Origin of the sequence: Haladaptatus litoreus (assembly GCF_900156425.1) — an archaeon.
Classification (GTDB): Archaea; Halobacteriota; Halobacteria; order Halobacteriales; family Haladaptataceae; genus Haladaptatus; species Haladaptatus litoreus.
Window position 1 is genome coordinate 472,283 of the sequence record NZ_FTNO01000001.1, and the last position, 26,404, is coordinate 498,686.

Below are 26,404 nucleotides of genomic sequence, written 5' to 3' on the forward strand. Positions count from 1 at the left end.
GCGCCTACTGTTCTCGAACGAACGTCTCGATTCTGTTCATGGCCTCCCGAAGGTCAGCCATTCCGGTCGCGTAGGAGACGCGAAGGTGGCCGTTGCCACCTTTTCCGAAGGCGCTTCCCGGGACGACGGCAACGCCTTGCTCGCGGAGGAGGTCTTCAGCGAATGCTTCGTCATCGCCGTCACAGGCCGGAAAGGCGTAAAACGCGCCACTCGCGTCGAAGCAGTCCAGACCCATCTCGTCGAACCGCGAGAGGACGAATCTCCGGCGGCGATTGTACTCGTCGCGCATCTCGATGACTTCGTCCTCACAATTCCGGAGTGCTTCTAGCGCGGCGTACTGGGCGGTCACGGGTGCCGACAGCATCGAATACTGGTGGATGCGGTTCATCGCGTTGATTGCATCTTCGGGGCCGAGGGCGTAGCCCAACCGCAAGCCAGTCATCGCGTAGGCCTTCGAAAATCCGTTGAAGACGATAGTTCGTTCGCGCATCCCCGGCAGGGTCGCAATCGACGTGTGTTCCCCGGCGTAGGTCAGTGCGGCGTAAATCTCGTCCGAGAGGACGAACAGGTCGTTTTCCCGCACAAAATCCGCCACCTCCGCGAGTTCGTCCTGGCTCATCGTCGCGCCAGTGGGATTGTTTGGATAGCAGAGGACGAGTGCTTCGGCCTCTTTTGCACCTGCTTTTTCGAGAGCTTCGCGGGTCAGCACGAACTCGTCGTCCGCGGTGGTCGGTACCGAAATTGGGTCGCCGCCAGCGAAGGTGACGCCGGGGACGTAGGAGATGTACGACGGTTGCGGAATCGCAACCCCGTCGCCGGGATTGACCAACGCCCGCATCGCGAGGTCTATTGCTTCGCTGGCTCCCGCAGTTACCAGAATTTCCTCGTTCGGTTCGTAGTTCAAATCGTATCGCTGGACGTGGTCAGCAATCGCTTCCCGCAAATCATTTCGCCCGCGGTTGGCCGTGTAGGACGTTTTCCCGCGTTCCAGTGCGTCGATTGCGGCGGTGCGCGCCGACCACGGTGCGGAGAAGTCCGGTTCGCCGACGCCCAGCGAGATGATGTCGTCGCGCTCTTCCGCGAGTTCGAAAAAGCGACGAATCCCCGACGGCGGAACCCGTTCGACGCGGTCTGCCGGTTTCATGGTGAGACGGACAGGCGGTCGTCTTCGTCGCGGTCGTCGAACTCGATGCCGCGTTTCTTGTACGTCTCCATCACGAAATGCGTGACCGTTTGGGTCACTTCCGGAATCGGCGCGATTTGCTCCGCGACGAAGTTCGACACGTCGTGCATCGACTCGCCTTCTACGTCGAGGGCGAAATCGTAGTTTCCGCTAACCAACCGCAGCGATGCGACCTCCGGAAACTTCGCAATTCGGCGTGCGATTTGCTCGTAGCCGGTTTCGCGGTCGAGTTCCACGTTCAACTCGACTTTCGCCTCAACGTGTTCGTCAGCGACGTTGCTCCAGTCCACGACTGCCTGATAACCTCGGACGGCGCCCTCGGATTCGAGGGCTGCAATCCGCGATTCGATTTCCGATTCCGAAAGGCCAGTTTGACGCGCGAGGTCAGCAGTGTCCTCGCGGGCGTTCGACAGCAGGAGCGACAGTAGTTCCCGTTTCGCGTCCATGAACGTTCTGTGAGTGGGAGATACAAGAATCTGGCCGCACCTGACAGTCCGTTGTCGCAGTATCCGGATTTCATATCGCAGTATTTGGTTTATTTGGCGTGGACATGCGCTACACACCACATCCAATCACGAACTGAAAGCCGTGGCGCAAGCCCCTTACGCTACGGACGAGTAGACGAAGTCGATGGTTCGGAACGTCGCGCCAGAGATGGCCGAGTTGGAGCAAGCGGATTTCTACTTGCTCTCCGGCGTCGAGCAGGGGATGCGCTTTAGCGAGTGGGTTCAAAAGGAGAAAATCCCGAACTTCTCGCGGTTGACCGCCGAGGAAGTGGACTACCGAATCGACCGCTGTCTCGACCGCGAACTGCTCCAGCGCAAAACGATTCAGTACGAAGGCTACACGCTCACCTTCGAGGGATACGACGCGCTGGCGCTCCGAACGTTTTCGCAACGCGATACGATTCAGGGCGTCGGCTCGCCGCTCGGCGTCGGCAAGGAAAGCGACGTGTACGAAGTCCAGTCGTTCCGCCCGCTCGCGCTGAAATACCACCGCGAGGGGTACACGAACTTCCGCGAAGTGATGAAAGAGCGCGATTACACCTCCGACCGAGAGCACGTTTCGTGGCTCTACACGGCGCGGAAAGCCGCCGAACGGGAGCACGACATCCTCGAAGCGCTCTACCCGGACGTGAACGTTCCTCGGCCAATCGACCACAACCGCCACGCAATCGTGATGGAGAAAGTCGATGGCGTCGAACTCGCTCGTGCGAAATTCGAAGACCCGCAGGTCGTGCCGGTGTTAGACCTCATTCTGGGGGAGATGGCCGAGGCCTACGACCGCGGATACGTCCACGCGGACATGAGCGAGTACAACGTGTTCGTCAATAGCGAAGGCGTCACGGTGTTCGACTGGCCGCAGGCCGTGCCGACCGACCACCAGAACGCGCCGGAGTTCTTGGAGCGCGACGTGCGAAACGTCGTCGGGTATTTCCGGCGGAAATACCCTCAAATCATCGGCGAGGTGGACGTTCCGAGCGTTGCTGAAGCAATTATCGATAGTGAGTTCGAATCGGTGCGCGACCATTCGGACGACGAACAGTAGCGTCGCAACTGCTGGGTGTTCTGTGTTCTAAAAAAACGGAGTGGCGGTCACAGCACGAACGAAACTATCGCCAACACAAGGAAGATGATGACCAACCATTTCGCAATGTCCATCGACAGCCCGGCGACTCCGCCCGCGCCCATCACCCCCGCGACGATTGCGAGGACGAAAAAGGCGATTGCGAGTTCGAGGATTGCCATCAGTGCACCACCTCACTGGATTCGTATCGGAGCACGAAGCTCATGTGTGAAGTAACGCCTCCCAGTGGCTTTCCGGTGTGGGCTGAAATAGCAAGGTGCAGATACGGTTTGTGGCCACATGCTGACTCAGGATGTAAAACCGCGCGAAAGACGAAGGCCTTAAACCCGCGAATAGGGAATCTCCAGTAACTCGCTGGTCAACGGGCACCAGTGGGCACCTGCAATCGCAGGACGGAATGTGGCGAGCGGGATTCTGCGAATCCCGCTCGCTGAACCACTCAACGCCCGTGGTGATAGACCATGGCAAAAAGTTTCTATTCCCACATCCGAGACGCATGGAAAGACCCGGACGACGGCAAGCTCGCCGAACTCCAGTGGCAGCGAAAACAGGACTGGCGTAAACAAGGCGCAATCGAGCGCATCGAGCGCCCAACTCGACTCGACCGTGCCCGCTCGCTCGGCTACAAAGCCAAGCAGGGCATCGTCGTCGTGCGCGCAAGCGTCCGCAAAGGTGGCGCACGCAAACAGCGCCACAAAGCAGGCCGCCGTTCCAAACGGCAGGGTGTCAATCGCCTCGGTCGGCGCAAGAACATCCAGCGCATCGCCGAGGAGCGCGTGAGCAAGAAGCACCCGAACCTTCGTGTGCTCAACTCCTACTGGGTCGGTGAAGACGGGAGCCAGAAATGGCACGAAGTGATTCTCGTTGACCCCGAACACCCCGCCATCCAGAACGACGACGACCTGAACTGGATTTGCGACGATTCGCACCGTGGCCGCGCACAGCGTGGCCTCACGAGCGCAGGCCAGAGCAACCGTGGCCTGCAACAGCGCGGAAAGGGTACCGAACACACCCGTCCGAGCAACTCGAAAGGCAAAGGCCGCGGTAAGTAACGCCGGTCGCAGTTCCTCGTCGGTTTTATTTGACTCGATGCGATTGCTTAGCGACTGGTTTTTAGCGATGATACTCAATATGGCCGTTTTCGGGGTGCTCTGAGAGTGTGTCGCTGTTTTCGCTGTGTAGTCTGCAGTCGCAGATTCAGTCCGATAAACTACATTCCGCAATATGAAACTACTATTTCGAGAATGATACGATGTGGCGATGTACTCGTCCGTTACTGCGTTTCCGTCATTTTGTTCTCCCTCGGGTCACCGAGAGCATCTTTTATGATTTCTCCTTCCGCCCGGTGGAGAACGCCGCTTATCACCGATTTGTTCACATCGAGTTCCTCGGCGAGGGTCGTAAGCGAGCACGTTCGTGGATTGTCGTAGTATCCGCGTTCGATAGCGACTGTAAGAATTTCCCGTTGGCGAGCAGTGAGCGAATCGGTGACATCGTATCCGTCCGTGATGGATTGGACGTGATACTCGACGTTTCGTTCGTCGAGTGACTTCCACATCGCTGCCATCTTCGATTCCGGCATTACAAATTCGATGAAGAGATAGCCATCCCGAGCGACGACAGGAGTGGTCGGATGATATTCGATGTCTTCGGAGACAAAATACCCCTCCGGCGGTTGACCCTCTGTCGTTACGACGACCGTGCTGTCGTCCGTGTGTAACACTTCTACAGTCCCCATGTCCCATTGCTCCAGTGCGTCTCGAACGAATCGCTCTGGGTCGTCGGTCCGAATTTCCAGCACGCTACAGACTCCCTCGTCGGTCGGGTAATTCGCCAAAAATCGGATAATCGTGTCCGGAAATTGTTCCGCCACGGCTTTCATATCCGGCATCGGGCCGACTTTGAGACGTACTCGTGGCATGGGAGTCCTTGGAATCGAATGCTAATGGAGATGGAGGTGAACATGTTTACGTGTTCGTCTGGTTCGGTGTCGGCTTTCTGTGGATCGTCATCGACAAGTCCGAGATTGCTTCGCTTCCGTCGTGGGGCAACATGTTCACGAAAATTTTCTTTCATATCTCCGCAAATCCTCTCTATGTGGCGTATTCAGAACGTGTGGAGAAGACGACCGAAAGCGAAAGCACGACGACACGAGTTCGGTGGGCGAGATACTGCTACCTCGGAACGGCAGTTCTCCTCACCCTCGCGGTGCTCATTCAGATATACATCGCGGGAATGGCGGTGTTCATCGACCCAGCACGGTGGAGTTCACACGTCGCGTTCGGAAACGTTCTCCCGGTGTTCCTCGCGCTGTTGTTCGTGCTTGCCTTCCTCGGTCGGCTTTCACGAACCCACAAGGGACTTCCCGTCCTCATCTTCGTCCTGTTTTTCGTCCAGTTCAGCACTGCGCACCGATTTGGGTCGCTGGTGGGAGCAGTCCACCCCGTGAACGCAGTGTTGATATTCTGGCTGTCAACAGTCACGATACAGCGCGCATGGCGATGGACTGGGGCGAAGTAGGTTCCCTGACGAGTCTCACACAATGACAATACCAAGACAAAAACGAACGACGAAACTCGAAACGGCTATGAAAAATCGCGGTCGGCAATCGAACAATGACTGAGAAAGCAACGAATTACTCCCGGCGCACCGTCGTTCGAACGGTCGGAACGATGGCCGCAACCGTCGGGCTGGCGGGTTGTATCGGCGGAACAGGTACGAATGGTGGCGGAACGAAAGACCCGGACGAGTCCTACGTGGAAGACGAACCGGACTACGGCGGGTGGTTCGAAGGAGCCAACAACTACAACGGCACCGTCGATAGGCGTGAACAGGACGAAGTAACTGTGCAGGTCGGAGCGGGGAGTCGCGGCATGGCGTTCGCCCCCGCGAGTGTGATGGTATCCTCCGGAACGACCATCGTCTGGGAATGGACTGGACGAGGTAGTTCACACAACGTTGCCGCACGAGGCGGAACGTTCAAATCGGAGTTCACCGGTTCTGAGGGACATACGTTCGAGTACACGCTCGAAAATAGTGGAATCTACAAATACGTCTGTGAACCCCACGAATCGTCGGGAATGAAGGGGGCCGTCGTGGTAGACGAATCCGAATAGATACGGCCGATCTCCCCGATTTTCCGATACAGATTACACTGACTCGTTCCAGTTCACGCGATACGAATATATTTGCTCGAAGTTTTTCATGCCTCGTTTGAGGAAAAACGGGAGGACGATGTCACGCATTTTTCGCGTCACGACGTTGGAGGGTGCTTTCTGATTGCCCGTCTCCCGCGACTTTTTCACGATGTCCTTGACTCGCTCCCGCCGCAGGGTTTCGAAGGTTTCGAACGCGTCAGAAACGTGCTCGCTGTCACGGACGCATTTCGCCAGCACGATTGCGTCTTCCATCGCAAGTGACGCTCCCTGCCCGACGTGCGGGGATGTCGCGTGCGCGGCATCGCCGATTAGACAGACGCTCTCTCGATACCACGTCGGGAGCGACGGCAGGTCGTACACCGGCCATTTGCCGATTTCCCCCTCGGTCGAGCGGATTATTTCGGTGATTTCGTCGTGGTCATCTCGATGGCGCCGGAGCAGTTTTTCCTTCCACTCCGGGGTCGAAATCGCGTCCAGTTCCGTTCGCTCGGGTGCCGTCGCCCGCTCGTGGTTTTCGAACCAGTAAATCTCCCCGGTCGGAACTTTCTGATAGCCGAAAAAGCCGTCCACGCCGAACGTCATCCGCATGACGCCATCTGACGGCGGAATCGACTCGGTTCGCGCGAACGCGCCGGAGTCGATGATACCCGTGTACTCCGGTTCGGGTGTGTTCGGTAGAATCGAGCGTCGGGTCTGCGAGTGGATTCCGTCACACCCGACGAGGAAATCGCCGTGGGCTTCCGTGCCGTCGTCGAAGTACGCGATTGCCATCTCGTCGTGCGGAATCTGTACGTCTGTCAGTCGTTTTCCGAAGTTCACTTCGATGCCACGGTCGAGTGCCGCCTCCCGAAGTCCCTCGGTGAGACGCCCTCGTTTGATGAGTACCGTCTCCTGTGGGTTCTCCCCGAGTTGCTTCTGCCTGTGGTTTTGAAAAACCAGATTTTTCGTTCGGTGGCCGTGTTCCAGCACCTCGTCTCCGATTCCGAGCGTATCGAGTACGTCCGTTCCGTTCGCGGCCAAATTGAGGAAAAATCCCGCGTCGTCACGTGGCTCCGGTTGTCCCTCGTAGATAACTGGAGTGATACCTGTTCGTTGCAAGTACATTGCGAGAACCGGGCCAGCAACGCCGCAGCCGATTATCAGCGCCTTTCGCTTCGTCGCGGGTTCGTCACTACCGTTTATGCGTTCTTTCATCATCGAATAGCTGGCTTCGTTTTCGCATCAGTATTCAGATGAACATGTTGACGCGAGGGGTTGACATCGTACTGATGAGTGGATTCGACGTCGTATTGCTGAGTGAATTCGATGCCACAACGGCCAGCGACAGCTGTCGCTGGTCGTAAGTACAAAAAATCCGAGAACAGTTATTTGTCGAACAGTACCGGTTCGAGTTTCGCGCCGAGGACTCCTGCGAGCACGGTTGCAGTGAAGCGAACCGCCATCATCGCGTCGAGTGCGCCGAACGCACCGCCGAGGAGTCCTGCAAACACGCCGACGATGAAACCGTGCAGTAGCGCCGTGTCGGAATCGACCCGACGGACGACCCACGCCGAAACTACGACGGTTAGCAAAATCGTCGCAACCGGGAAAATCTGCATCGAGATAACCGTGTTGAACTGTTGTAACGACCCGGCATCAGGTTCGCTGCCGGTTCCGAACGCGACGAGAACGGTGTACCCAACGATTGCCACGATGATTCCCACGACCGAAATCGCGTGCGGTGCGATTCCCCCCGCGATGATCCGTTTCCAGTGTAAGTCTGGTGATGCTGTCATCCGTTGAACGGAGTCAGTGGAGACGAATCAGAATTGACGTATACATGTTCACCTGCACGCGAGAGTGTGTTTGTGCGATGTCGAACCTCCGAGATTTAGGCTAGCCAAAAAATCGAAACGATTTTGCCTTTTTAGGCGAGCCTAAAACCATGGCAGAAGAGACAAATGGTTTGCAGGCACCGACTCGACGCGATTACGTGAAGTACGGCGGTGCGGTCATCGGTGGTGGGCTGCTTGCCGGTTGTACCGACGATAGCTCATCGTCCGAAGAGACGACAGGGGAACCATCCACGAGTACCGACACTGATTCCGGCACCAGCGACGACGGCTCCTATTCGGTGACGATGGAACCGGTGGGAACCGTCGAGTTCGAGGAGGCTCCGCAAACGTGGGTTCCGTACACGGGTGACTACGCCGATATGGGCGTTGCACTCGGTCAAAGCGACGGACTTTCGGCTATCGGCGTTCGCGCCCGTTTCGGCTCGCATCTGTACGAGGAACTGCCGGATGTTGCCGTCAACAAAGACGACCTCACGGAACTGTGGCAGGACGGCACCGGCAAGGAACTGTTCTACGAACTCGACGCGGACGTTCACGTCATCGACCCCAATTTCATGATAAACCGCCTTCAGTGGAGCCAGCGCGACGTCGATGAAATCGGGAACAACGTCGGCCCGTTTTTCGGCAACACGATATTCACGAGAGTGTACGACTGGCACGAGTACGCCGACTATTCGATGTACGAAGCGTTCGAGAAAATCGCCGAGGTGTTTCAGGAACGCCAACGATACGAGGTGTTCAAAAAGTATCACGACGAGATTCTGTCCGACGTTCAGTCCCGACTTCCCGACGAGACGCCGACCGTCGCGGTGCTGTATCCCGCCGACATCCCGCCGGAATCGTTCTATCCGTATCTCATCGGTTCCGGAACCCAGTCCAAACATTGGGCAGATTTGAACGTGGAGGATGCACTGGCTCAACACGGCATTTCGGACGCGCAAGCGGGCGGTGGAACCATCGACTACGAATCACTGTTGGAAATCGACCCGGAAGTCATCGCGATTCGGTTGCAAGGCGAGATTACACAGGAGTACATCGACCGAGAAATCACGTCGCATCTGAAGAGCCACAACGTCGCAAGCAACCTTCAGGCGGTTCAGAACGACCGCATCGTCTACGGCGGCTTGACCTATCAAGGCCCGATTATTCACCTATTTCAGCTCGAACGAACCGCGCAGGGACTCTATCCCGACGAGTTCGGCGGCCAGCAACTGTTCGACCGACAGAGAGTGAGCGACATCGTCAAAGGGAAATTCTGAGAAATCAAACGCGGAAACTACCCATCAACATACAATCAGCTCCACGGTGCCGCCTCGAAATCGACCTGTCGGGTCGTTCGGTCGATACCGTCGATTCGTTCGATGTCTGTTTTGTCCAGCGAGATTCGTCGTGCCTCGAAATTCTCGCGGAGGTGTGATTCCGAGGACGATTTCGGAATGACGACGCACTCCTTCGACAACAACCACGCGAGACTGACTTGCGCCGGGGTCGCTCCGTGCTTGTCCGCAATATCGACCAATTCCGGCATTTCGGTTACCGAACCCTTTGCCAGCGGAGAGTACGCGACAAACCGATGGCCGTGTTCGCGGGCGAATTTTCGCAGTTCTTTCTGCTGGAGTAGAGGGTGACATTCGACCTGATGTGCAAGCAGTGGCGCATCCAACGCTTCGAGCGCGGTTTCGAGCAGTGCGGGCGTGAAATTCGAGAGTCCGACGTGACGAATCAGGCCGCGGTCGTACAGTTCGTCGAACGCCGAAAGCGTCTCCTCGGGGTCGTATGCACGTATCGGCCAGTGGACGTACAGCAGGTCGAGAACGTCCACGCCTAATCTGTCGCAACTCTCCCGAGCGTGCGTCAACACGTCCTCGTACCCGAGATTAGCCGAGTGAATCTTCGTCGAAATGAACACGTCGTCCCGGTCGCAGTCAGTCGCAGCGATTCCCTCGCCGACCGCGGCTTCGTTTTCGTACATCTCGGCGGTATCGACGTGACGATAGCCGAGGTTCAGTGCGGTTTCGACGCTCGCTTTGCAAACTTCTGGGTCGGTGTTTTCGTAGGTTCCGACACCGATTTTGGGAATCGTTTTGCGGGGCATTTTCCTCTCTTTCGTGACACGTGTGCAAAAGGATTCGTGGAGTTCGACTGCTTCCGTGGAGCGGTACTGTAAAACGTTCGCTGAAGCGTGTTGCTATCTCATCCGTCAGTTACTCCGGCGAAGAGGGGGTCACTCGTCTTCCGATTTCAACTCCATCCTGACCGCCACATCGCCCCCTAGTTCGACTTCGGCTTCGAATGGGCCCCATTCCAGTTCGAACTCGGCCAGTTTCGCGTCGATTCGCCACAGCATTTCGTTTACTGTTTCTTCCCCCACCTGTACTTTCATAGAGACGACGGAGGTACGCCCGCCACGCAGAAATTTCTTCGTGCCGCTGACGACGTTTGCTTACTCGCTTCGTTCGCCGACTTTCACCAACTGTTTGCCGATGTTTTCGCCCTCGAACAGTCCCAAGAAGGCGTCGGGAGCGTTTTCCAAGCCCTCGGTTACCGTCTCTCGATACGCGAGTTCGCCCGTCGAAACCCATTTCGCCAACTGTCGGGTTGCCTGTTCGAATCGCGGAGAGAAGTCGCTGACGAGGAAGCCCTGTACTTGCGCACGACTTTCGATGAGTTTCCCGAGTTTCCGCGGCCCCATCGGAACCGATTCTTCGTTGTAGAGCGCGATCTGCCCGCACACGGCGACTCGCGCGTCCACGTTCAGTTTCGAAAAGACGGCGTCGGTAATCTCGCCGCCGACGTTGTCGAAGTACACGTCTACTCCGTCAGGCGCGGCGCTGTCGAGCGCCGCGCCGTAGTCGTCCGTGTCTTTGTAGTTGATGCCAACGTCGAAACCACATTCGTCTTCGAGAAATTCGACTTTCTCGTCGGAACCGGCGAAACCGACGACGCGAGCGCCAGATTGCTTCGCAATCTGACCCGCGACGGAACCGACCGCGCCCGCCGCCCCGGAGACGACGAAGGTGTCGCCTGCTTTGGGTTCGGCCACTTCTCTCGTTCCGAAGTAGGCGGTTCGCCCGGGCATTCCGAGGACGCCGAGGGCCGTCGAAATCGGGGCGTGGTCGGGGTTGACGGGCTGGAGCGCACTGCCGGAGGCAGTCGCGTAATCCGCCCATTCTAAGTTCCCGGCGACGAGTTGCCCCACTTCGAATCCCGCGCCGTTGGATTCCACGACTTCGCCGACCACGGCGGCCTGAAGCGGGTCGCCGACGTCCCACGGTTCGGCGTAGGATTCCGCGTCGCGCATTCGCCCGCGCATGTACGGGTCAACCGAGAGGTAGAGGGTTCGGACGAGTGCCTCGCCCGCCCCCGGTTCCGGAACGTCTTCTTCGACCAGTTCGAACGTTTCGCGGTTCGGCGTGCCGTCTGGACGCTGTGAAAGGAGGTACTTCCGGTTGGTTGCCATGGCTGGACGAACGACGGGAAGACAAAACAACACTTCGGCAGAAGCCGCCTTTGCCGCTTATAGAACGAGAAGGAGGGAGACGATAACGAGAACCACGTGGAACGAGGCGTGGCCGACCATCGCGGTTTCGAGGCTCTGTCGCCAGTAGAGCCAGCCGAATCCGACCCCGGCAATCGCGTTGAGAAGAACCGTTCGAACGACCACGATTGGCGTCAACGGAACGTCTATGGACATCGCGGGAAGGTGGCCCAGACCGAAAACGACGGCAGAAACGAGGATTGCAGACCACATCAGTCGGTCGGACGGGCGTTCACCTCCGGCCAGTTTCCAAACCGCCCATACGACGAGTGTCATGAATCCGTATCGAAGCAGTAGCTCTTCGGTGATTCCACCGTACAGAAATCGTACGGGGATGCTCGCGAGGACGCCGAAGATAGAGGCGCTGTTCGTGTTCAGTACGGTGTATGCCGAGAGTTCCGGCGGGAGAAACGGTGCGAACGCGAAGTCGAGCGCGAGGATGAGAAACGATGCCGCAACGCCGACGCCGATTCCGATTGGTACCTCTTCTGCGAACAGACTCGGCGGTTGAATCCGACCGGTAAGTCGGGCCAACAGCCGCGACTGTAAATCGACGCGCGGAGCGAGGGTGGTGCCGACGAGACAGGCAATCGCGAGTAGCACGAGCGGTTGGCTGATTGCCACGAAAAACAACGTCACTGCCGGGAGGTCGGCGAGTTCCGGAAGCTGTCGAAGCGTCTCTATCGAGGAGAGTCCGACCGCCGCAATTCCCGGAACGCCGAGCAGGAACGTCGCGACCACCCCTTTCAAAAACGAACGGCGTTTCGTCCGTTTCTCTCCGGAGACGGTGGTTTGCATATCGCAGTGCGCGCAGTGGAGGGCGAAAAACTATTCCCATTGGATTTTGCGATGCCCCAACTGTACGTAAAATCGACCGCGCCAGCCTGCGTTGACCAACGCCGACCTGCATCGGCCGACGCAGGCCGGTTCGAATGTCGCCGAACCACGGGTTTATACGCCGATACGACCAATCCGGAAGCATGAGCGGCCTTTCGCTCGGTGCGACACAACTCGACCGCTACTCCCGACACATCATCATGGACGAAGTGGGACCGGAGGGCCAGCAGGCCCTCCTCGACGCCGCCGTCCTCGTCATCGGTGCAGGCGGCCTCGGCGCGCCCGTCATCGAATATCTCGCCGCCGCGGGCGTCGGCACGCTCGGCATCGCGGACGACGACGTGGTGGAACGAAGCAACCTGCAGCGACAAGTCGTCCACGGCGACGACGACGTTGGACGCCCGAAAGCCGAGAGTGCGGAGGATTTCGTGACGAATCTGAACCCCGACGTGACCGTCGAAACGCACCACGTTCGCGTTGAACCGGAAAATGCCGAGGAACTCGTCGCCGGCTACGATTTCGTCGTGGACGCGACCGACAATTTTCGGACGCGCTACCTCGTCAACGACGTGTGTACACTCGCCGAAATCCCGTTCTCCCACGGCGCGATTTACAAATTCGAAGGCCAAGTGACGACGTTCACGACCGACGGGCCATGCTATCGCTGTCTGTTCCCCGAAGCGCCGCCGGACGGGATGGTCGCGGACTGCGCGACGACGGGCGTCCTCGGCGTGCTCCCCGGAACCGTCGGCTGTATGCAGGCCACCGAAACGGTGAAACAACTCATCGGCGTGGGCGAACTACTGGAAGGTCGAATGGTGTTTTACGACGCCATGGACATGTCCTTCGAGGAAGTCGAATATCGCAAAAACCCCGATTGCCCGGTGTGCGGAGAGGAAGGAATCGAGTCGATTGGAGAGGTAGAGTACACCGACGAATCCTGCGCGGTACAGGCCGATTGAGCAACCTTTCGACCGATTTCCGTCCCAAATGACTATTTGACTGTAGCCAGTAGTCTCCCGCAATGTCCCGACACCCCGCGAGGGACACGAAGAAGGCTCGGAGCAGTCGGCGCGGCACGTGGTACGGACACGGCCAGACGACGACTGTCGAGAAGGACGGCGTCGGTCGATTCATCGACGACGCCGTCTACACCTTCGCGGACGTCTCCCTCGTCACCATGCCGCTTCTCGCCTTCGTGGCGATAACCGCGAACGTCACCCACTTCGGCGTGAAAAACTCCGCGATGATAGCGTGGGTGACGATGGTCGTCGTCGCCGCGGCGATTCGCGGCGGGTGGGTGACGCCACTCGGAACGGACGTTCCGGGGTGGGTGTCGCTTTCGCCGTCGCTGATACTGTTGCGCCTCGGTTACTACAATCTCGTACTGGCGGTCGCTGCATACGGTGGCGGGGCGATAGCCGTGACGCTCTCGCTCCCGGTAGTTTCCGTGTTGTTCACGTTCCTGTTCGCTGCGATTGCCATCGGCATGTTCCCGCGAATCGCCGACGAGTTCTACGAGTACGTATCCAACTCCGATTGACATCGCTGCCTGCCGATTTCTTCGAAAACGAATCCAGTGCCTACATGAGAACGCAGCCGTTAGCCTTGAATATGGACTCGAAGGTGGAAGCGTGGGGCGTTCGAGCACTCGTCGTGCTGGCGGCCCTCGGAGCGCTTCCCATCGCTTCTGCTCATGGAGGCGAACACACACCAGCGTATCCGCAGTGGCTCCCGCTGGTCGTCCTGTTCGGGGGCATCGGCATCGTCGCTACCAGTGTTTTCTTCGGGCGCACTGCGTGGAACCACCAGCGAACCGTCGCGCTCTGGGGCGTTTTCGCCGGATTGTTCGTCAGCGTCGTCGGGGCAGTCGGACTGGTACAGTTCTCGGTAATCGAAACAGTTCGTGCAGCGCAAGCCCCGCTCGCGCAGGAATGGTATCTCCCGCTGACGCTCGCCGCCGGGACGATTATCGCGGTCGGAAGCGTCCTCGCCGGGCGAATCAAATGGCCTAACCGACCGCGCTACGCCGGACTCGGACTCCTGCTCGGCGCGTGGGTCGCTTACCCTGCGGTGATGGGTGCGTTCGGCACGCGAACGCACCCGCTCGGCTACGCCCTCGTCTTCGCACTTCCGGTCGCCCTCGGCTACATCATCTGGCGTGACGCGCGTGAGTCCCTCTCGTTGGCACTCCGCGACCGACCCGCTCGCTGGTTCGGCGTCGGTAATGGTGTCCTCGCAGGACTCTTCTTCGCCTTCTCGATGGGGATGCTCTCTTTCATTCCGGAGCACGGAATCGGGGTACCGGACGGGGCGTTCGTTACGACCATTCCAGTCGCCAACCCGCTGGTGTACTGGACTGCCGTGGAGTTCAACTTCCCGTCAGTGCCGCTCTCCGGCGTGCTCTCGCTCGGAATGGTGATTCAAATCGGAACGGTCGCAATCCTCGTCGGCCTGAACGCCGCGGTCATCGCGTTCCACTGGCAAGGCGCGACAAAAACGGATTCGCGCGAAATCACCTCCGGTACGGCGACGGTCGCGGTTCCCGCTGCTTTCTGTTGCTGTGGGCCACTCATCTCGGAACTCGCCGTAGTTTCGGTCGGCCCATCTGCGGCGGCACCCCTCTACTGGCTGTTCGTTGACCTCGCCTCGCCAATCGGCGCGCTGTTTTTCGTCTTCAGCGTCGCGCTGTTGGCCGGGAATCTGGCGTATTTCGGGATGCAGAACGAGTAGCAATCGCAGTCGGATTTCTGTTATCAACCGCCGAAAACCATCCGAAGCTCACGTTCGACAGTAACCATACTATAAATATCGTATTAGTAATATTTCTGATGCGTCGGAGAAAATTCACGCAGAGCGTCGCCGCCGGTGACGAACTGTACCGTCTCGACAACTGATGCAGACTACGAACCGTTCGAACAAATCGCTCTTATTCCGCCAACAAATCGTCCACGAGGCGCGTAAACCTGTCCACCATTCGCTCCGGGAACGATGGCGTGACAGTCGCCAGCAGTTTTCCAGTTTCCTCCGGTCGCGCCGGAACGAGCGTTACCCGATTTCTCGCGTCACGTTGCTTTTCGACCAAATTTTGTTCCACGAGATGGTTGACGTGCCATTCGAGGGTGCTTCGGGCGATGCCGAGGTCGTCCGCAAGGCTCGCGGGTCGGGCCGTTTCTTGTTCGAGCAGAGTTACGAGCACGTCTCGGGCCGTCTCTCGGCGGAGCAGGGCGAGCGCGGAACGCTCCCACTCGTCGTACTCCGGCGGATAGTAGTGCGTTTTGCCGTACAACTGCTCGCTGGTGAGTTGCTCTTTGCCGAGCAACTCACGGAGATGGTACTGCACCTGTCCGGGCGCGAGTCCCGACCCTCGGACGAGGTCGTTGAAGTGGACGCCGGGACGTGATTCGACGTATCGCGCTATCTGTGTTCGTGTTTCAGTCATTGCGTGTTTCTGTCACCGTTGGTTCGATTGTTTCGTTTCCACCGAGCGTGCGTAGTACACCGCACCGACAAGAAGGACGATGATCACCACGTCGAGGATGTGCTCCACGAGGTGATGTGTCCCCTCGGCCACGTAGTTGACCGTCGTGAGGCCACCCATAAGCGTCTGTCCCGCGAGCGCGCCGAACGCCAGCGCCACCAGCAGATAGGGGAGCGTCCGTCGCTGGCGGAACGCGAGCAGCGCCAGCGCGAGAACGAACACCGACCCCACCGCCGAGAGCGCGAGGACGGTCGGAAGCATCAGTTCGCCGCTTCCGGCGAGCGAGTGAAGCGGGTGGAACGCGGAAACCATTCGGCTCTAGTTAGGAGCGAAGCTACGTCAGGCGTTCGGTTTCGACCAGTTCGTTTCAGACGACTCGCGACACATCCGGCAATTCCCTCCCGATTCCTCTCCCTTTACAGGCCGACTCCACAACGGTTCGGCATGGCCGACTCACAAAGAGACGACCGACTCACGGTGTACTCTGATTACGTCTGTCCGTTCTGCTACCTCGGGCGCAAGTCGCTCGAACGCTACGAGGAGCAAAGGGGCGAGAAAGTTGCCCTCGACTGGCATCCATTCGACCTCAGAAGCGGAAAGAGAAACCCCGACGGCAGTATCGACCACGGCGCCGACGACGGGAAAGACGACGCCTACTACGAGCAAGCGCGGGAGAACGTCCGGCGCTTGCAGGAAAAGTACGGTGTGGAGATGGAACTGGAAATCGCCACCGACATCGACTCGTTGAACGCACAGGTCGCCTCCTTCTACGTCCAAGAGGAATATCCCGACCAGTGGCGAGACTTCGACGAGTCCATTTTGGACGCGCTTTGGCAGGAAGGAGACGACATCGGCGACCCTGTCGTGCTGGCGAAAATCGCGGACGACGAGGAACTCGACGGCGACGAAATTCGAGCAGCAATCGAAGACGACGACCTGCGAGAGCGCGTTCACGAAAAATTCGGGGAGGCACAACAGCGAGGAATCACGGGCGTCCCGACGTTCACATACGAGGGATACGCCGCGCGTGGTGCGGTTCCGCCGGAGCAGTTGGAGCGGTTGATGGAAGGAGTGTAGTTCGTATCGAAAACGAGGTCCGATTTGGACGCTACTGCAACGGAGTCAGTTCCTTTTCGACTTCCGGTTCCACGCCCGCAAACACCGAATGAGCGCCCTCGCGCTCACGAGCGCTCGGGGCGACCTGAATGAACTCGGCGTTTTCGCGGGCCGCGGCAATGTCGTGGCCGCCGCAGTAACTCAGACCGGAGCGGATTCCGGCGAGGAACGGTTCGACTTCCTCCGCGAGCGAACCTTTGTACTCGGTCAGCCCTGCGATGCCTTCGTCCGCGTCGGGCGTGAGTTCCTTGTCGGTACGGTTTTCGTTCGCCGCGGTTGACGCCATTCCGCGGGAACGTTTGAACTTCTGGCCGTCGATAGTAACCGTCTCACCGGGCGCTTCCTCGGTTCCGGCGAAGAAACTGCCCATCATCACGGTGTCCGCCCCGGCCATCAGCGCCTTGACGGCGTCGCCTGAGGTTCGGATGCCGCCGTCCGCGACGATGTGGATGCCGAGGTCGTGAGCCTTCTCTGCACAGTCATCGACTGCGGTCAACTGCGGTGAACCCGCGCCGGTCACTTCTCGGGTCGTGCAGTGCGACCCGGGGCCAACGCCGACTTTTACTGCGTCTGCGCCCGCGGAGTAGAGGTCGGAGACTGCCTCGGGCGTCACGACGTTGCCTGCGACGAGTTCCGCGTCGGGGAACTCGTCGTCGATGCGCGAAACGGCGTCCAGACAGCGTTCCATGTGGCCGTGGGCGACGTCGAACATGATGCAGTCCGCGCCCGCTTCGAGTGTGGCCTCGACGCGGTCTTCGAACTCTTCGTTGATGCCGACCGCGACAGCGACGAGTTCGCCAGCATCCTTGACAGTGCGAACTTGTTCTGCCTGTTCTTCGATGCTCATGAACCGGTGGAGCGTTCCGATTCCGCCCATCTCGGAGAGCGCGATTGCGGCCTCCGCCTCGGTGACGGTGTCCATAGCCGCACTGACGAGCGGTGCGTCGAGTTCGAGGTTCCGCGTGAGATTCGTGGAAAGGGAAACGTCGCTCCGGCTATCGACCGGGGAGCGTTGCGGAAGTAACAGCACATCGCCATACGAGAGTCCAGTCCTGATGTCCATCGGTAACCTTCATTTCCGAGTTTTCGACTGCACTTAATTCTACTGAAACACTTTCGTCCACCCAAAATTCCACTCGATTCCGGACGCTTATCTGCATGCAGGCATTGGGTTTCTCGCATGGACGCGGCGCTGGGACCACCGGAACAGATGGCCGAACACAGCGAGGAACTGACGCCGATGATGCGCCAGTACTTCGACCTGTGCGGGCAGTATGAGGACTCGTTAGTGCTGTTTCAGGTGGGCGATTTCTACGAGACGTTCTGCGAGGCCGCGGAACGAAGTGCCCGGATACTCGAAATCACGCTGACGCAACGCGAGGACAACACGGGAACGTACCCGATGGCGGGCATTCCCATCGACAACGCCGAACCGTACATCGAGACGCTTCTGGAGGCAGGCTATCGTGTCGCCGTCGCCGACCAAGTCCAAGACCCGGCGGATGCCTCCGGCGTGGTCGAACGCGCGGTCACGCGGGTCGTCACGCCGGGAACGCTCACCGAGGACGAACTGCTCCACGGCGCCGACAACAATTTCGTCGCGTGTCTCACCCGAGAGGGCAACCACGGAAACGGCGACTACGGATTGGCCGTCCTCGACGTTTCGACGGGCGATTTCTACGCGACGACGGTCGAAACTGAATCCGCGGCGACGGACGAAATCAGTCGATTCGCACCTGCGGAGGCAATCGTCGCCCCCGAGGCACCCGAAACGCCATTCGACGCCGACTGCATGGTCACGGGGTACGAAGAATCAGCCTTCGACATCGAATCCGCGAGCGAACTCGTTACGGAGTATTTCGGCCCGCCGGAGCGCCTGCTTGCGACTGACGCCGAAATCCGTGCCTGCGGTGCACTTCTCGCCTACGCGGAGTACGTCCGCGGCGGAGAGCGTGCGATGGACGAAGGAAGTGAAGAGGAGGCCGAAACCGCTCATCTCGATTACCTGAACCACCTCACGCGGTACGACCCACGGTCGTACATGCTTGTGGACGCCGTCGCACTTTCGAGCCTCGAACTGTTCGAATCGCGGGCGGTTCACGGAAAAAGCGATGCCACGCTCGTCGGGATTCTGGACGAAACTGCCTGTGCGCTCGGGAGCAGACGGTTGAAGGATTGGCTTCGTAGGCCGCTCCTTGACCAAGAACGAATCGAAAAACGACTCGACGCAGTCGAGGAGTTGACAACTCGGGTGCAACAGCGCGAGGAAGTCCACGACCTCCTGCGGGACGTGTACGACATCGAACGCCTCATCTCCCGAGTCGCTCGCGGGCGTGCCAACGCCCGCGACCTGCGCTCGCTGAAATCCACGTTGGACGTGGTGCCGAAGGTAGCAGACGCGATGGAAGGTGTCGAATCCGAAACGCTACGAACCCTCCACGGAAATCTCGACGAGATGGCCGACGTTCGCGACCGAATCGGTCGCGCAATCACCGAGGAACCGCCAATCGAAATCACGGAGGGCGGCGTCATCAAATCCGGCTACGACGACGAACTCGCCCAACTACGAGAGACGGAGCGGTCGGGCAAAGAATGGATAGACGACCTCGAAAAAACCGAGCGCGAGCGAACCGGCATCGGGTCGCTCAAAGTCGGCTTCAATCAGGTTCACGGCTACTACATCGAAGTGACGAACCCTAACCTCGACAAAGTGCCCGACGATTACAACCGCCGACAAACCCTGAAAAATTCGGAACGATTCTACACGCCCGAACTCAAACAGCGCGAGGACGAAATCATCCGCGCAGAGGGGCGTGCCGACGATTTAGAGTACGACTTGTTCTGCGAGGTTCGAAGTCGAATTGCTGGGGAATCCGAGCGAGTACAGGCGCTCGCCGACACGCTGGCCGAATTGGACGTTCTCGTTTCGCTGGCGGAAGTCGCGGCGAAACACGGCTACTCCCGCCCGGAAATCGGCGGCGAGGGAATCGAGATTCGAAACGGTCGTCACCCAGTCGTCGAGCGTACCGAAACCTCGTTCGTCCCGAACGATACGAACCTCGACCGCGATACCACGGCCGTCATCACCGGGCCGAACATGTCCGGAAAATCGACGTACATGCGCCAAGTCGCGCTGATTACCCTCCTTGCACAGGTCGGGAGTTTCGTCCCGGCGGACGAAGCGCGTCTCGAACTGGTAGACCGAATCTTCACCCGTGTCGGTGCGAGCGACGACATCGCGGGCGGGCGCTCGACGTTCATGGTCGAGATGACGGAGGTCGCCGACATCCTCCGGAATGCGACTCCGAAATCGCTCATCTTGCTAGACGAAGTTGGCCGCGGAACCAGCACGACAGACGGGTTCGCTATCGCGCGGTCGGTGACGGAACACATCCACGACGAAATCGGCGCGAAGACCCTGTTTGCGACCCACCACCACGACCTCACTGCTGTCGCCGACGAACTGCCGAACGCCGTCAACCTCCATTTCGGTGCGACCGAACACGATGACGAGGTCGTATTCGAACACGACATCTCACCGGGGGCGACGATGGCATCCTACGGCATCGAAGTCGCACAGGTTGCGGGCGTTCCGGATTCGGTTATCAGGCGGTCGAAGAAACTGCTAAAGGCCAGTGGTGACTGTGATGGTAGCGAGGCGGAGAAAATGGACGTGAGAGAGACGAGCGAAAATCCCATGTCAACCGATACCGTTTCAGCGGACGTTCTCGCGGAACTCAAGCGGACGAATGTCGCGGATACGACGCCACTCGAAGCACTGCAACTGCTCGATAGGCTGAAAGGGCAGTTGGATTAGGGTTCCAACGAGACGAACTCCAATCCGCTTTCCGCCAGCATGTTACGGGCGCGTTCCGTGACCGATGGGGCAACCAGCACCCCCCTAACTTCCGCTCCGGCGTGGAGGTCACGCCGGAGCGCGTCGATGTATCTCCGGAGTTGTCCGACCGCGTCAGGGCCGACGCGCCGCCGCTTGAGTTCGACGACCATCGTGGTTCCGTCCGCGTCTTTGCCGTAGATGTCGATGGCTCCGGCGGCGGTCTGGCGCTCGGTCGCCAACGGCGTAAAGCCCTCCTCCACGAGGTCGGGGTCAGCCAAAATACGCTGTCGGAGGTCTTCTTCACTCCCTTCGAGCGAGATTTCTTTCGCATCGGTCACGTCGAACGCCGAGAGTTGGGTAACGAATTCGAAGTGGACCGAGAGCGTTTCGTCCGGGTTCGGTCGTCTGCTTCTCACCAGCAGTCGCTCGTCGGCCAGTTCGGACTCGAAGGTTCCGCCCGGCGGTTGCCAGTTGACCGGTTTTTGTCCCTCTTCAGTGTGAACGAGCGCGGTGCCGTCGGGTTTGAGGACGACGAGTCGGTCGCCCGAACCCAGATAGCTCTCCGCACGTCCGTCATACTCGACGGTACAGCGCCCGAACAGGGTGAGGAGGTCGCCCTGCTCGACTGCCGATTCGACCGCTAGCAGTGCCTCGCGGTGCGTCGGTGCCTGTACCGTCGTGGGTTCTCCTCTCCGCTCGCCCTCGGTTGTCACTGTCTGGGAGTAGATGGCGGTCGGATAAAAACCGACCGCCATCGTCGCATCGCTGTCGCGTATCGAGGCGAAACGAAGCGTTCAGTTAAACCACCGTAATCACCTCTCGATGCTCCCCCGCCCACTCGGTAGTTCTGCTGGCGAGGTAGTTCGTCGCTTCGTGCTCTCCGAGCACACCGCGACCGACCATATCTCGGACGACTGCCCGCGTCGCCCGAAACCACTCTCTAACGTGAACCGCGTCGTGGTCGTCACAGACCGCGACGAGCGCGCCGACCCGACGGTCGGCGCGCTCCGTGGGGCCGAACCAGAGCGGGATGTACGTCGTGACGACCCACGCGAGCGAGACGACGTAGAACGCCTCTATCTGTTGGAAATCGAATTTGGCCGTCTCTTCGCAGGAGAGTGCAGTGTCTTGGGGAGTCGGCTCAATGGCGGGTTTCCACCGGATTCCGGATTTACCTTCCCCTGCAAACGGCGTCTTCGCCGTGATTTTGTGTCGAAGCGCGAGAGAGGTCGCGCCCCAGTGTGCGTAGTGGCGGTCGTATCTGCCATCCGGTCGCTCGTAGGCGACGAGTGCTCTGTGTCCCACGGGTAGCCCGCAGTGGTCGCGTCATCGAATAAAAAGGTATGCGAGAGATAGGGTCGTTGCGAATCAGTCCAGCACTTCCGAGGCGTTGTCACGGGGGCGGTAGCCGAGCGCGCGCTCGGTTTCGAGCAGCGAAAGGAATCGGTCGTCGTTGCGCGATGTGGCGTGGGCGATAACCGTCGATTCGGGAAGTTCCGCGGTGACTGAAGCGTGCATCACGTTGCGGCAATCTCGGGGACTCAGCCACATCGCACGCGAGAATCGGGCGTGTTCGTCCGATTCGGTTTGCGTCTCTCGAAGTTCGTCTTCCGAGAGAAGCCAGCCGATTCTGAGGTTGACCACTTCGATGCCGTGGCGGTCTGCGAAGTACGTTCCGAGGGCTTCTCCGGTGACTTTACTCACACCGTAGTAGGAGTCCGGACGTGGCAGGTCGTCGGGGTAGACGGGATGGGCGTGACCGGTAACCATCGTTTCCGTCCCCGCCGGGTCGTCCGCGTTGTACATCCCGACGGCGTGGTTCGAAGAGGCGAAGACGACGCGGTCGATGTCGTGTTCGCGGGCGGCCTCGAAGACGTTGCGCGTCCCTTCGATGTTCACGTCCACGGTGCTCCGCCAATCGGCTTCCGGCGAGGGGTTCGCGGCGAGGTGAACCACTGCGTCGTGGCCAGCGAGGACTTCCGAAACCCGCTGGTCGTCGGTCACGTCGCACACTTGGCTTTCGATGTCGTCGTGTTCGCTGTGCGTGATGGGGGTTACGTCGTACTCTTCGAGGGCGGCGAGCGTTTCGCGTCCGACGTTCCCCGCCGCGCCCGTCACTGCGATTCGTGTCATGTCGGCGAGATAGGCACGATGGGACGTATAACTCCCGGCCAGTCGAATACCGGGACGCACAGTACTACCCCGCGGAATCACTACCGATTTGTGCCACTGGGAGATATTCCCGGTATGACCGACCTCGGGAAGATAGACCGCGACTTCTTCGACGAACACGTCTACCCCTATCTCGGCGCGGAGCGAGACGACGAACTGCTCGGGCCGAGACACGGCGTCGATTTCGGAGTCATCGAACTTGACGAACAGGTCGTTGCCCTCGCCACCGACCCGATTTCGATTCTGCCCGAACTGGGGTTCGAGCGTGCCGGGTGGTTCGCCTTCCACGTCGTGATGAGCGACGTGGCGGTCAGCGGACTCAAACCAACCCATCTCGCGGTGGATTTCAACCTGCCGCCGGAAATCACCGACGAGGAGTTCGCAACCGTCTGGAAAACGTTCGACCGGGAAGCGAAGAAATTGGGCGTCAGCGTCGTCACGGGCCACACCGCGCGATATTCGGGTTGCCAATATCCGTGGGTCGGCGGAGCAACGACGCTGGCAGTCGGAAAGAAAGAGAACCTCGTGCGACCGGATGGGGCAAAACCGGGGGACAGCGTCCTCGTCACGAAAGGGCCGGGCGTCGAGACGGCGGGCTTTCTGGTGACGCTGTTCGAGGAACATATCGACCTCCCCGAAGAAACCATCGAGCAGGCAAAAGAACGATTCTACGACATGAGTCCCGTGGAGGACGCCCTCGTTGCGGCAGATGCAGGCAACGTCACCGCGATGCACGACGCGACCGAATGCGGGATTCACGGCGCGTTGGTCGAGATGGCCCGGGCAGGCAACGTCCGATTCGACGTGAGCCACGAAGACGTGCCGATTTTGCCGGGCGTGCTGGAAGCCTGCGACTTTTTCGAAGTAAATCCGTGGGAGTCGACGACCGAGGGAACGCTCGTCCTGACCGTCGCGCCGAAAAGCACGGAGGCCGTGCTTTCCGCGCTCTCCGACGCCGGGATTCCGGCGGCCGAAATGGGTACAGTGCGTGAGGGCGATGGAGTGTACGTCGATGGCAGTCGAATCGAACATCCCGACGTAGACCCCTCGTGGCAGGTGTTCGCCGAGTACGCAGACCGGGAGTGAACGAAATCGTGGATGCCAGCAAGCATCACTGGTAAATACCACCTAGTAATAACACCTGCATATGGACAACCTCGGCAAAGTAGACAGGGCGTTTTTCGAGGAGTACATTTACCCGCATCTCGGTGCGGAGCGTGACGATGTGACACTCTCACCACAGCACGGCGTGGATTTCGGCGTCTTCGAGGTCGGCGGAAAAGCGGTCGCAACCGCGACAGACCCGATTTTTATCATGCCCTCGCTCGGATTCGAGCGCGCGGCGTGGTTCGCCTTCCACATCATCATGAGCGACGTGGCGGTGAGCGGACTCACGCCGACACACCTCGCGGTGGATTTCAATCTGCCGCCGGAAATCACGGACGAGGAGTTCGAGACGATTTGGAAAACGTTCGACCGGGAGGCGAAGAAATTGGGCGTCAGCGTCGTCACGGGCCACACCGCGCGCTACGCAGGATGCAACTACCCGATGGTCGGCGGCGCGAACGCGATGGCTGTCGGCGACCCGGACGACATCGTTCGCCCAAACGGCGCGAATCCGGGCGACCGCGTCCTGCTCACGAAAGGGCCAGCGGTCGAAGCCACGGGCTTACTCTCTATCCAATTCGAGGAGATGATGGAAGACGAACTGCGGGAAGATACGGTCGAAGATGCAAAAGACCGGTTTTACGATATGAGTCCGGTCGAAGATGCGCTGGTTTCCGCGGAGGCGGGGAACGTCACCGCGATGCACGATGCGACCGAGGGCGGCGTCCACGGGGCACTAGTCGAGATGGCTCGCGCGAGCGGGGTTCGTCTCGACGTGAATCGGGATTCGATTCCGATTCTGCCGGGCGTGTTGGAGGCGTGCGACTTCTTCGACATCGACCCGTGGGAATCGATTAGCGAAGGAACGCTCCTCCTCTCGGTCGCGCCCGAGAACGCCGTCAGCGTCCTCGCCGCGCTGGACGAGGCCGACATTCTCGCCGCCGAAATCGGTGAAGTCCGCGAAGGTGACGGTGTCGTGATAGATGGCGAACGAATCTCTCATCCCGAAGTTGACCCGTTCTGGGGTGCCTTCGAGGAGTTCATGGGGCGATTGGAATGACCCGGATTCCGGCCCCCGTCGAACCGCCGGTCGCGCTGACAATCGCCGGAAGCGACTCCGGCGGCGGCGCGGGCATTCAGGCCGATTTGAAGACGATGGAGGCCCACGGCGTGTTCGGAACCAGCGTCATCACGAGCGTCACGGCCCAGAACACGCAGGGCGTCGAGGGAGCGTTCACGCTTCCGGTCGAAGCAATCGAGGAACAGTGTTCCGCCGTCTTCTCGGATTTCGACGTTCGGGCGGTCAAAACCGGGATGCTCGCGGAAGCGCCGGTCGTATGTAACGTCGCAGAGGAAGTGGCGGAGATAGACGTTCCAGTCGTTATCGACCCCGTGATGGTCGCCACCTCCGGCGACCGACTGCTCGATTCGGATGGCGAATCGGCCTACGAGGAACTCATCCAACACGCGACGCTCGTGACGCCGAACGCCGACGAAGCCGAGGTGTTGACCGGCGTGAAACCCGAGGACGACGAAAGCGCGAAATCGGCGGGCGAGAAACTACTGGAATTGGGTGCAGATGCAGTGCTCATCAAGGGTGGCCACGTTCCGGGCGAGCAGGTTCGAGACGTGCTGGTGACCGAAGACGGTGCCGAAATTTTCACCCACGATAGAATCGAGACGGACGCAACGCACGGTTCCGGATGCACGCTCGCCAGTGCCATCGCCGCCCGACTCGCGCAGGGCGAAAGCCTGCGCGAGTCGGTTGCAGGCGCGACAGAATTCATGGAACGCGCCGTGCGCTATCATCTGAACGTCGGGGAAGGGCCGGGGTCGGTTCACCATCTCGCCGAACTGCGAAACGACGCGGCGCGCGATTCGACCGCGGAGGCAGTGGAGCGCGTCGTTCAGTCGTTCGTCGAACGAGACGTGAGCGACCTCGTGCCGGAAGTCGGCATGAACGTCGTCGGTGCGACCCCCTACGCCGAGACGGTCGGCGAAACCGCCGCCGTCGAGGGCCGAATCACGCGAACGATTGCGGGCGTGAAGCCGAATCGCGGCGTGCGATTCGGCGCGTCGAGTCACGTCGCTAGATTTCTGCTCTCGGCGCGGGAGTTCGACCCAGACTTGCGCTTCGCCGTCAACTGCCGATTCGATGCCGACGTCGAATCCGCGCTCTCGACGCTCAGCGGTGCGGTTGCAGAGTTCGACCGCGCAGCCGAACCGGAAGACGTGAAAACGCAGGAAGGCAGTACGATGCAGTGGGGTGCGAGACGGGCGTTCGAGTCGGCAGACGAGACGCCCGTCGCCGTCATCGACCGCGGCGAAGTCGGTAAGGAGGCCATCGTAAAGATCCTCGCGGAGGACACGGAGGAACTGCAACGCCGGACGTTCGCGGTGCTTTCGTCGTTATAGGTTCCTTACTCTTCTCCCATCCAGTTGTAACACCGAAACGTTTCCCGGTCGGTCGTCAGCGTCTCGATGGGAATGAATCGCTTCCCGCCTCGTGCGCCCGCTTTCGGTTGGTCGGGGTCGTTCGTGACGAACATCGT

30 protein-coding genes are annotated in these 26,404 nt (G+C 59.7%); 13 read left to right on the forward strand and 17 right to left on the reverse strand.

The window, feature by feature from the left end:
• Nucleotides 1–4 precede the first annotated feature (4 nt).
• Together BW974_RS02470 and BW974_RS02475 are read right to left on the reverse strand one after the other, a co-directional pair.
• Nucleotides 5–1,144: a pyridoxal phosphate-dependent aminotransferase gene (locus BW974_RS02470; RefSeq protein ID WP_076427679.1), complete on the reverse strand. Its 1,140-nt coding sequence runs from the start codon at nt 1,142–1,144 to the stop codon at nt 5–7.
• Nucleotides 1,141–1,629, reverse strand: a complete 489-nt coding sequence (locus BW974_RS02475; RefSeq protein ID WP_076427681.1) for an Lrp/AsnC family transcriptional regulator — start codon at nt 1,627–1,629, stop codon at nt 1,141–1,143. The genes BW974_RS02470 and BW974_RS02475 overlap by 4 nt, the downstream gene beginning before the upstream one ends.
• A gap of 184 nt (nt 1,630–1,813) precedes the next feature.
• On the opposite strand from BW974_RS02475, the gene BW974_RS02480 reads away from it, so the two are divergent.
• A complete protein-coding gene (locus BW974_RS02480; RefSeq protein ID WP_076427683.1) occupies nt 1,814–2,731 on the forward strand; it encodes a serine/threonine-protein kinase RIO2 in 918 nt (305 codons plus the stop codon).
• Nucleotides 2,732–2,778: 47 nt separating this feature from the next.
• Here BW974_RS02480 and BW974_RS02485 read toward each other — a convergent pair whose 3' ends face one another.
• Nucleotides 2,779–2,925 carry a DUF1328 family protein gene (locus tag BW974_RS02485; protein WP_076430199.1) on the reverse strand — a complete coding sequence of 49 codons (147 nt, stop codon included), beginning with the start codon at nt 2,923–2,925 and terminating at the stop codon, nt 2,779–2,781.
• Nucleotides 2,926–3,231: 306 nt separating this feature from the next.
• Here BW974_RS02485 and BW974_RS02490 point away from each other — a divergent pair, with 306 nt between their 5' ends.
• Complete coding sequence (locus BW974_RS02490) at nt 3,232–3,822, forward strand: 50S ribosomal protein L15e (protein WP_049971470.1); 591 nt, start codon at nt 3,232–3,234, stop codon at nt 3,820–3,822.
• 221 nt (nt 3,823–4,043) lie between these two features.
• Here the strand turns inward: BW974_RS02490 and BW974_RS02495 are convergent, their stop codons facing one another.
• Nucleotides 4,044–4,691 (reverse strand): helix-turn-helix domain-containing protein, encoded by a 648-nt coding sequence (locus BW974_RS02495; protein ID WP_084186180.1) that lies wholly within the window; start codon nt 4,689–4,691, stop codon nt 4,044–4,046.
• A 50-nt stretch (nt 4,692–4,741) separates the two neighbouring features.
• Between BW974_RS02495 and BW974_RS24195 the strand changes: the two genes are divergently transcribed.
• Together BW974_RS24195 and BW974_RS02505 are read left to right on the forward strand one after the other, a co-directional pair.
• Nucleotides 4,742–5,290 (forward strand): DUF6220 domain-containing protein, encoded by a 549-nt coding sequence (locus tag BW974_RS24195; protein WP_084186181.1) that lies wholly within the window; start codon nt 4,742–4,744, stop codon nt 5,288–5,290.
• A gap of 95 nt (nt 5,291–5,385) precedes the next feature.
• A complete protein-coding gene (locus tag BW974_RS02505) occupies nt 5,386–5,886 on the forward strand; it encodes a halocyanin domain-containing protein (protein WP_076427687.1) in 501 nt (166 codons plus the stop codon).
• 33 nt (nt 5,887–5,919) lie between these two features.
• On the opposite strand, the gene BW974_RS02510 is transcribed toward BW974_RS02505, so the two are convergent.
• Together BW974_RS02510 and BW974_RS02515 are read right to left on the reverse strand one after the other, a co-directional pair.
• Nucleotides 5,920–7,122 carry an FAD-dependent oxidoreductase gene (locus tag BW974_RS02510; protein ID WP_076430200.1) on the reverse strand — a complete coding sequence of 401 codons (1,203 nt, stop codon included), beginning with the start codon at nt 7,120–7,122 and terminating at the stop codon, nt 5,920–5,922.
• Between the two features lie 170 nt (nt 7,123–7,292).
• Nucleotides 7,293–7,703 (reverse strand): hypothetical protein, encoded by a 411-nt coding sequence (locus tag BW974_RS02515; RefSeq protein ID WP_076427688.1) that lies wholly within the window; start codon nt 7,701–7,703, stop codon nt 7,293–7,295.
• 149 nt (nt 7,704–7,852) lie between these two features.
• Here BW974_RS02515 and BW974_RS02520 point away from each other — a divergent pair, with 149 nt between their 5' ends.
• Nucleotides 7,853–9,022 carry an ABC transporter substrate-binding protein gene (locus BW974_RS02520; protein ID WP_076427690.1) on the forward strand — a complete coding sequence of 390 codons (1,170 nt, stop codon included), beginning with the start codon at nt 7,853–7,855 and terminating at the stop codon, nt 9,020–9,022.
• Between the two features lie 35 nt (nt 9,023–9,057).
• Here the strand turns inward: BW974_RS02520 and BW974_RS02525 are convergent, their stop codons facing one another.
• The 4 genes from BW974_RS02525 to BW974_RS02535 all read right to left on the reverse strand — a co-directional run bounded on the left by BW974_RS02525 (nt 9,058) and on the right by BW974_RS02535 (nt 12,099).
• On the reverse strand, nt 9,058–9,858 hold the full coding sequence (locus BW974_RS02525) for an aldo/keto reductase (protein ID WP_076427691.1): 801 nt from the start codon (nt 9,856–9,858) through the stop codon (nt 9,058–9,060).
• A gap of 129 nt (nt 9,859–9,987) precedes the next feature.
• Complete coding sequence (locus BW974_RS25320; protein WP_175609613.1) at nt 9,988–10,146, reverse strand: hypothetical protein; 159 nt, start codon at nt 10,144–10,146, stop codon at nt 9,988–9,990.
• A gap of 60 nt (nt 10,147–10,206) precedes the next feature.
• Nucleotides 10,207–11,223: an NADP-dependent oxidoreductase gene (locus tag BW974_RS02530; RefSeq protein ID WP_076427693.1), complete on the reverse strand. Its 1,017-nt coding sequence runs from the start codon at nt 11,221–11,223 to the stop codon at nt 10,207–10,209.
• Between the two features lie 57 nt (nt 11,224–11,280).
• Entirely contained in the window at nt 11,281–12,099 is an 819-nt protein-coding gene (locus BW974_RS02535) for a CPBP family intramembrane glutamic endopeptidase (RefSeq protein WP_076427695.1), read from the reverse strand.
• A 182-nt stretch (nt 12,100–12,281) separates the two neighbouring features.
• On the opposite strand from BW974_RS02535, the gene ubaA reads away from it, so the two are divergent.
• The 3 genes from ubaA to BW974_RS02550 all read left to right on the forward strand — a co-directional run bounded on the left by ubaA (nt 12,282) and on the right by BW974_RS02550 (nt 14,871).
• Nucleotides 12,282–13,100 carry an SAMP-activating enzyme E1 gene (gene ubaA / locus BW974_RS02540; RefSeq protein WP_076427697.1) on the forward strand — a complete coding sequence of 273 codons (819 nt, stop codon included), beginning with the start codon at nt 12,282–12,284 and terminating at the stop codon, nt 13,098–13,100.
• A gap of 62 nt (nt 13,101–13,162) precedes the next feature.
• Complete coding sequence (locus BW974_RS02545; RefSeq protein ID WP_076427699.1) at nt 13,163–13,681, forward strand: DUF8215 family protein; 519 nt, start codon at nt 13,163–13,165, stop codon at nt 13,679–13,681.
• Between the two features lie 71 nt (nt 13,682–13,752).
• Nucleotides 13,753–14,871 (forward strand): hypothetical protein, encoded by a 1,119-nt coding sequence (locus tag BW974_RS02550; protein ID WP_076430201.1) that lies wholly within the window; start codon nt 13,753–13,755, stop codon nt 14,869–14,871.
• Nucleotides 14,872–15,067: 196 nt separating this feature from the next.
• Here the strand turns inward: BW974_RS02550 and BW974_RS02555 are convergent, their stop codons facing one another.
• Complete coding sequence (locus BW974_RS02555; protein ID WP_076427701.1) at nt 15,068–15,580, reverse strand: winged helix-turn-helix transcriptional regulator; 513 nt, start codon at nt 15,578–15,580, stop codon at nt 15,068–15,070.
• A gap of 12 nt (nt 15,581–15,592) precedes the next feature.
• Nucleotides 15,593–15,931 (reverse strand): DUF7471 family protein, encoded by a 339-nt coding sequence (locus BW974_RS02560; RefSeq protein WP_076427703.1) that lies wholly within the window; start codon nt 15,929–15,931, stop codon nt 15,593–15,595.
• A gap of 132 nt (nt 15,932–16,063) precedes the next feature.
• Here BW974_RS02560 and BW974_RS02565 point away from each other — a divergent pair, with 132 nt between their 5' ends.
• A complete protein-coding gene (locus tag BW974_RS02565) occupies nt 16,064–16,696 on the forward strand; it encodes a DsbA family oxidoreductase (RefSeq protein ID WP_076427705.1) in 633 nt (210 codons plus the stop codon).
• Between the two features lie 31 nt (nt 16,697–16,727).
• Here the strand turns inward: BW974_RS02565 and BW974_RS02570 are convergent, their stop codons facing one another.
• Nucleotides 16,728–17,798, reverse strand: a complete 1,071-nt coding sequence (locus BW974_RS02570; protein WP_076427707.1) for a guanosine monophosphate reductase — start codon at nt 17,796–17,798, stop codon at nt 16,728–16,730.
• A gap of 117 nt (nt 17,799–17,915) precedes the next feature.
• On the opposite strand from BW974_RS02570, the gene mutS reads away from it, so the two are divergent.
• On the forward strand, nt 17,916–20,552 hold the full coding sequence (gene mutS / locus BW974_RS02575) for a DNA mismatch repair protein MutS (RefSeq protein ID WP_076427709.1): 2,637 nt from the start codon (nt 17,916–17,918) through the stop codon (nt 20,550–20,552).
• On the opposite strand, the gene nucS is transcribed toward mutS, so the two are convergent.
• From nucS to BW974_RS02590, 3 genes are all read right to left on the reverse strand, one after another.
• Nucleotides 20,549–21,328 (reverse strand): endonuclease NucS, encoded by a 780-nt coding sequence (gene nucS, locus BW974_RS02580; RefSeq protein WP_084186183.1) that lies wholly within the window; start codon nt 21,326–21,328, stop codon nt 20,549–20,551. The genes mutS and nucS overlap by 4 nt on opposite strands.
• 43 nt (nt 21,329–21,371) lie before the next feature.
• A complete protein-coding gene (locus tag BW974_RS02585; protein WP_245799878.1) occupies nt 21,372–21,878 on the reverse strand; it encodes a DUF6735 family protein in 507 nt (168 codons plus the stop codon).
• Nucleotides 21,879–21,941: 63 nt separating this feature from the next.
• Complete coding sequence (locus BW974_RS02590; protein WP_076427712.1) at nt 21,942–22,706, reverse strand: NAD-dependent epimerase/dehydratase family protein; 765 nt, start codon at nt 22,704–22,706, stop codon at nt 21,942–21,944.
• Nucleotides 22,707–22,820: 114 nt separating this feature from the next.
• Here BW974_RS02590 and BW974_RS02595 point away from each other — a divergent pair, with 114 nt between their 5' ends.
• From BW974_RS02595 to thiD, 3 genes are all read left to right on the forward strand, one after another.
• On the forward strand, nt 22,821–23,831 hold the full coding sequence (locus tag BW974_RS02595; protein WP_076427714.1) for an AIR synthase family protein: 1,011 nt from the start codon (nt 22,821–22,823) through the stop codon (nt 23,829–23,831).
• Nucleotides 23,832–23,892: 61 nt separating this feature from the next.
• Nucleotides 23,893–24,912, forward strand: a complete 1,020-nt coding sequence (locus BW974_RS02600) for an AIR synthase family protein (RefSeq protein ID WP_076427716.1) — start codon at nt 23,893–23,895, stop codon at nt 24,910–24,912.
• Nucleotides 24,909–26,267, forward strand: coding sequence for a bifunctional hydroxymethylpyrimidine kinase/phosphomethylpyrimidine kinase (gene thiD, locus BW974_RS02605; protein ID WP_076427718.1), 1,359 nt, complete (start codon nt 24,909–24,911; stop codon nt 26,265–26,267). Before BW974_RS02600 ends, thiD begins: the two co-directional genes overlap by 4 nt.
• 5 nt (nt 26,268–26,272) lie before the next feature.
• Here thiD and BW974_RS26905 read toward each other — a convergent pair whose 3' ends face one another.
• Nucleotides 26,273–26,401, reverse strand: a complete 129-nt coding sequence (locus BW974_RS26905; protein WP_281247653.1) for a hypothetical protein — start codon at nt 26,399–26,401, stop codon at nt 26,273–26,275.
• Between the last annotated feature and the right edge of the window lie 3 nt (nt 26,402–26,404).

What these genes read in the sequence shown, in the direction of transcription:
- BW974_RS02470 (WP_076427679.1), bottom strand. Translation starts at nt 1,144, where the DNA reads ATGAAACCGGCAGACCGCGTCGAACGGGTTCCGCCGTCGGGGATTCGT.
- BW974_RS02475 (WP_076427681.1), bottom strand. Translation starts at nt 1,629, where the DNA reads ATGGACGCGAAACGGGAACTACTGTCGCTCCTGCTGTCGAACGCCCGC.
- BW974_RS02480 (WP_076427683.1), top strand. Translation starts at nt 1,814, where the DNA reads ATGGTTCGGAACGTCGCGCCAGAGATGGCCGAGTTGGAGCAAGCGGAT.
- BW974_RS02490 (WP_049971470.1), top strand. Translation starts at nt 3,232, where the DNA reads ATGGCAAAAAGTTTCTATTCCCACATCCGAGACGCATGGAAAGACCCG.
- BW974_RS02495 (WP_084186180.1), bottom strand. Translation starts at nt 4,691, where the DNA reads ATGCCACGAGTACGTCTCAAAGTCGGCCCGATGCCGGATATGAAAGCC.
- BW974_RS02505 (WP_076427687.1), top strand. Translation starts at nt 5,386, where the DNA reads ATGACTGAGAAAGCAACGAATTACTCCCGGCGCACCGTCGTTCGAACG.
- BW974_RS02510 (WP_076430200.1), bottom strand. Translation starts at nt 7,122, where the DNA reads ATGAAAGAACGCATAAACGGTAGTGACGAACCCGCGACGAAGCGAAAG.
- BW974_RS02515 (WP_076427688.1), bottom strand. Translation starts at nt 7,703, where the DNA reads ATGACAGCATCACCAGACTTACACTGGAAACGGATCATCGCGGGGGGA.
- BW974_RS02520 (WP_076427690.1), top strand. Translation starts at nt 7,853, where the DNA reads ATGGCAGAAGAGACAAATGGTTTGCAGGCACCGACTCGACGCGATTAC.
- BW974_RS02525 (WP_076427691.1), bottom strand. Translation starts at nt 9,858, where the DNA reads ATGCCCCGCAAAACGATTCCCAAAATCGGTGTCGGAACCTACGAAAAC.
- BW974_RS25320 (WP_175609613.1), bottom strand. Translation starts at nt 10,146, where the DNA reads ATGAAAGTACAGGTGGGGGAAGAAACAGTAAACGAAATGCTGTGGCGA.
- BW974_RS02530 (WP_076427693.1), bottom strand. Translation starts at nt 11,223, where the DNA reads ATGGCAACCAACCGGAAGTACCTCCTTTCACAGCGTCCAGACGGCACG.
- BW974_RS02535 (WP_076427695.1), bottom strand. Translation starts at nt 12,099, where the DNA reads ATGCAAACCACCGTCTCCGGAGAGAAACGGACGAAACGCCGTTCGTTT.
- ubaA (WP_076427697.1), top strand. Translation starts at nt 12,282, where the DNA reads ATGAGCGGCCTTTCGCTCGGTGCGACACAACTCGACCGCTACTCCCGA.
- BW974_RS02545 (WP_076427699.1), top strand. Translation starts at nt 13,163, where the DNA reads ATGTCCCGACACCCCGCGAGGGACACGAAGAAGGCTCGGAGCAGTCGG.
- BW974_RS02550 (WP_076430201.1), top strand. Translation starts at nt 13,753, where the DNA reads ATGGACTCGAAGGTGGAAGCGTGGGGCGTTCGAGCACTCGTCGTGCTG.
- BW974_RS02555 (WP_076427701.1), bottom strand. Translation starts at nt 15,580, where the DNA reads ATGACTGAAACACGAACACAGATAGCGCGATACGTCGAATCACGTCCC.
- BW974_RS02560 (WP_076427703.1), bottom strand. Translation starts at nt 15,931, where the DNA reads ATGGTTTCCGCGTTCCACCCGCTTCACTCGCTCGCCGGAAGCGGCGAA.
- BW974_RS02565 (WP_076427705.1), top strand. Translation starts at nt 16,064, where the DNA reads ATGGCCGACTCACAAAGAGACGACCGACTCACGGTGTACTCTGATTAC.
- BW974_RS02570 (WP_076427707.1), bottom strand. Translation starts at nt 17,798, where the DNA reads ATGGACATCAGGACTGGACTCTCGTATGGCGATGTGCTGTTACTTCCG.
- mutS (WP_076427709.1), top strand. Translation starts at nt 17,916, where the DNA reads ATGGACGCGGCGCTGGGACCACCGGAACAGATGGCCGAACACAGCGAG.
- nucS (WP_084186183.1), bottom strand. Translation starts at nt 21,328, where the DNA reads ATGGCGGTCGGTTTTTATCCGACCGCCATCTACTCCCAGACAGTGACA.
- BW974_RS02590 (WP_076427712.1), bottom strand. Translation starts at nt 22,706, where the DNA reads ATGACACGAATCGCAGTGACGGGCGCGGCGGGGAACGTCGGACGCGAA.
- BW974_RS02595 (WP_076427714.1), top strand. Translation starts at nt 22,821, where the DNA reads ATGACCGACCTCGGGAAGATAGACCGCGACTTCTTCGACGAACACGTC.
- BW974_RS02600 (WP_076427716.1), top strand. Translation starts at nt 23,893, where the DNA reads ATGGACAACCTCGGCAAAGTAGACAGGGCGTTTTTCGAGGAGTACATT.
- thiD (WP_076427718.1), top strand. Translation starts at nt 24,909, where the DNA reads ATGACCCGGATTCCGGCCCCCGTCGAACCGCCGGTCGCGCTGACAATC.
- BW974_RS26905 (WP_281247653.1), bottom strand. Translation starts at nt 26,401, where the DNA reads ATGTTCGTCACGAACGACCCCGACCAACCGAAAGCGGGCGCACGAGGC.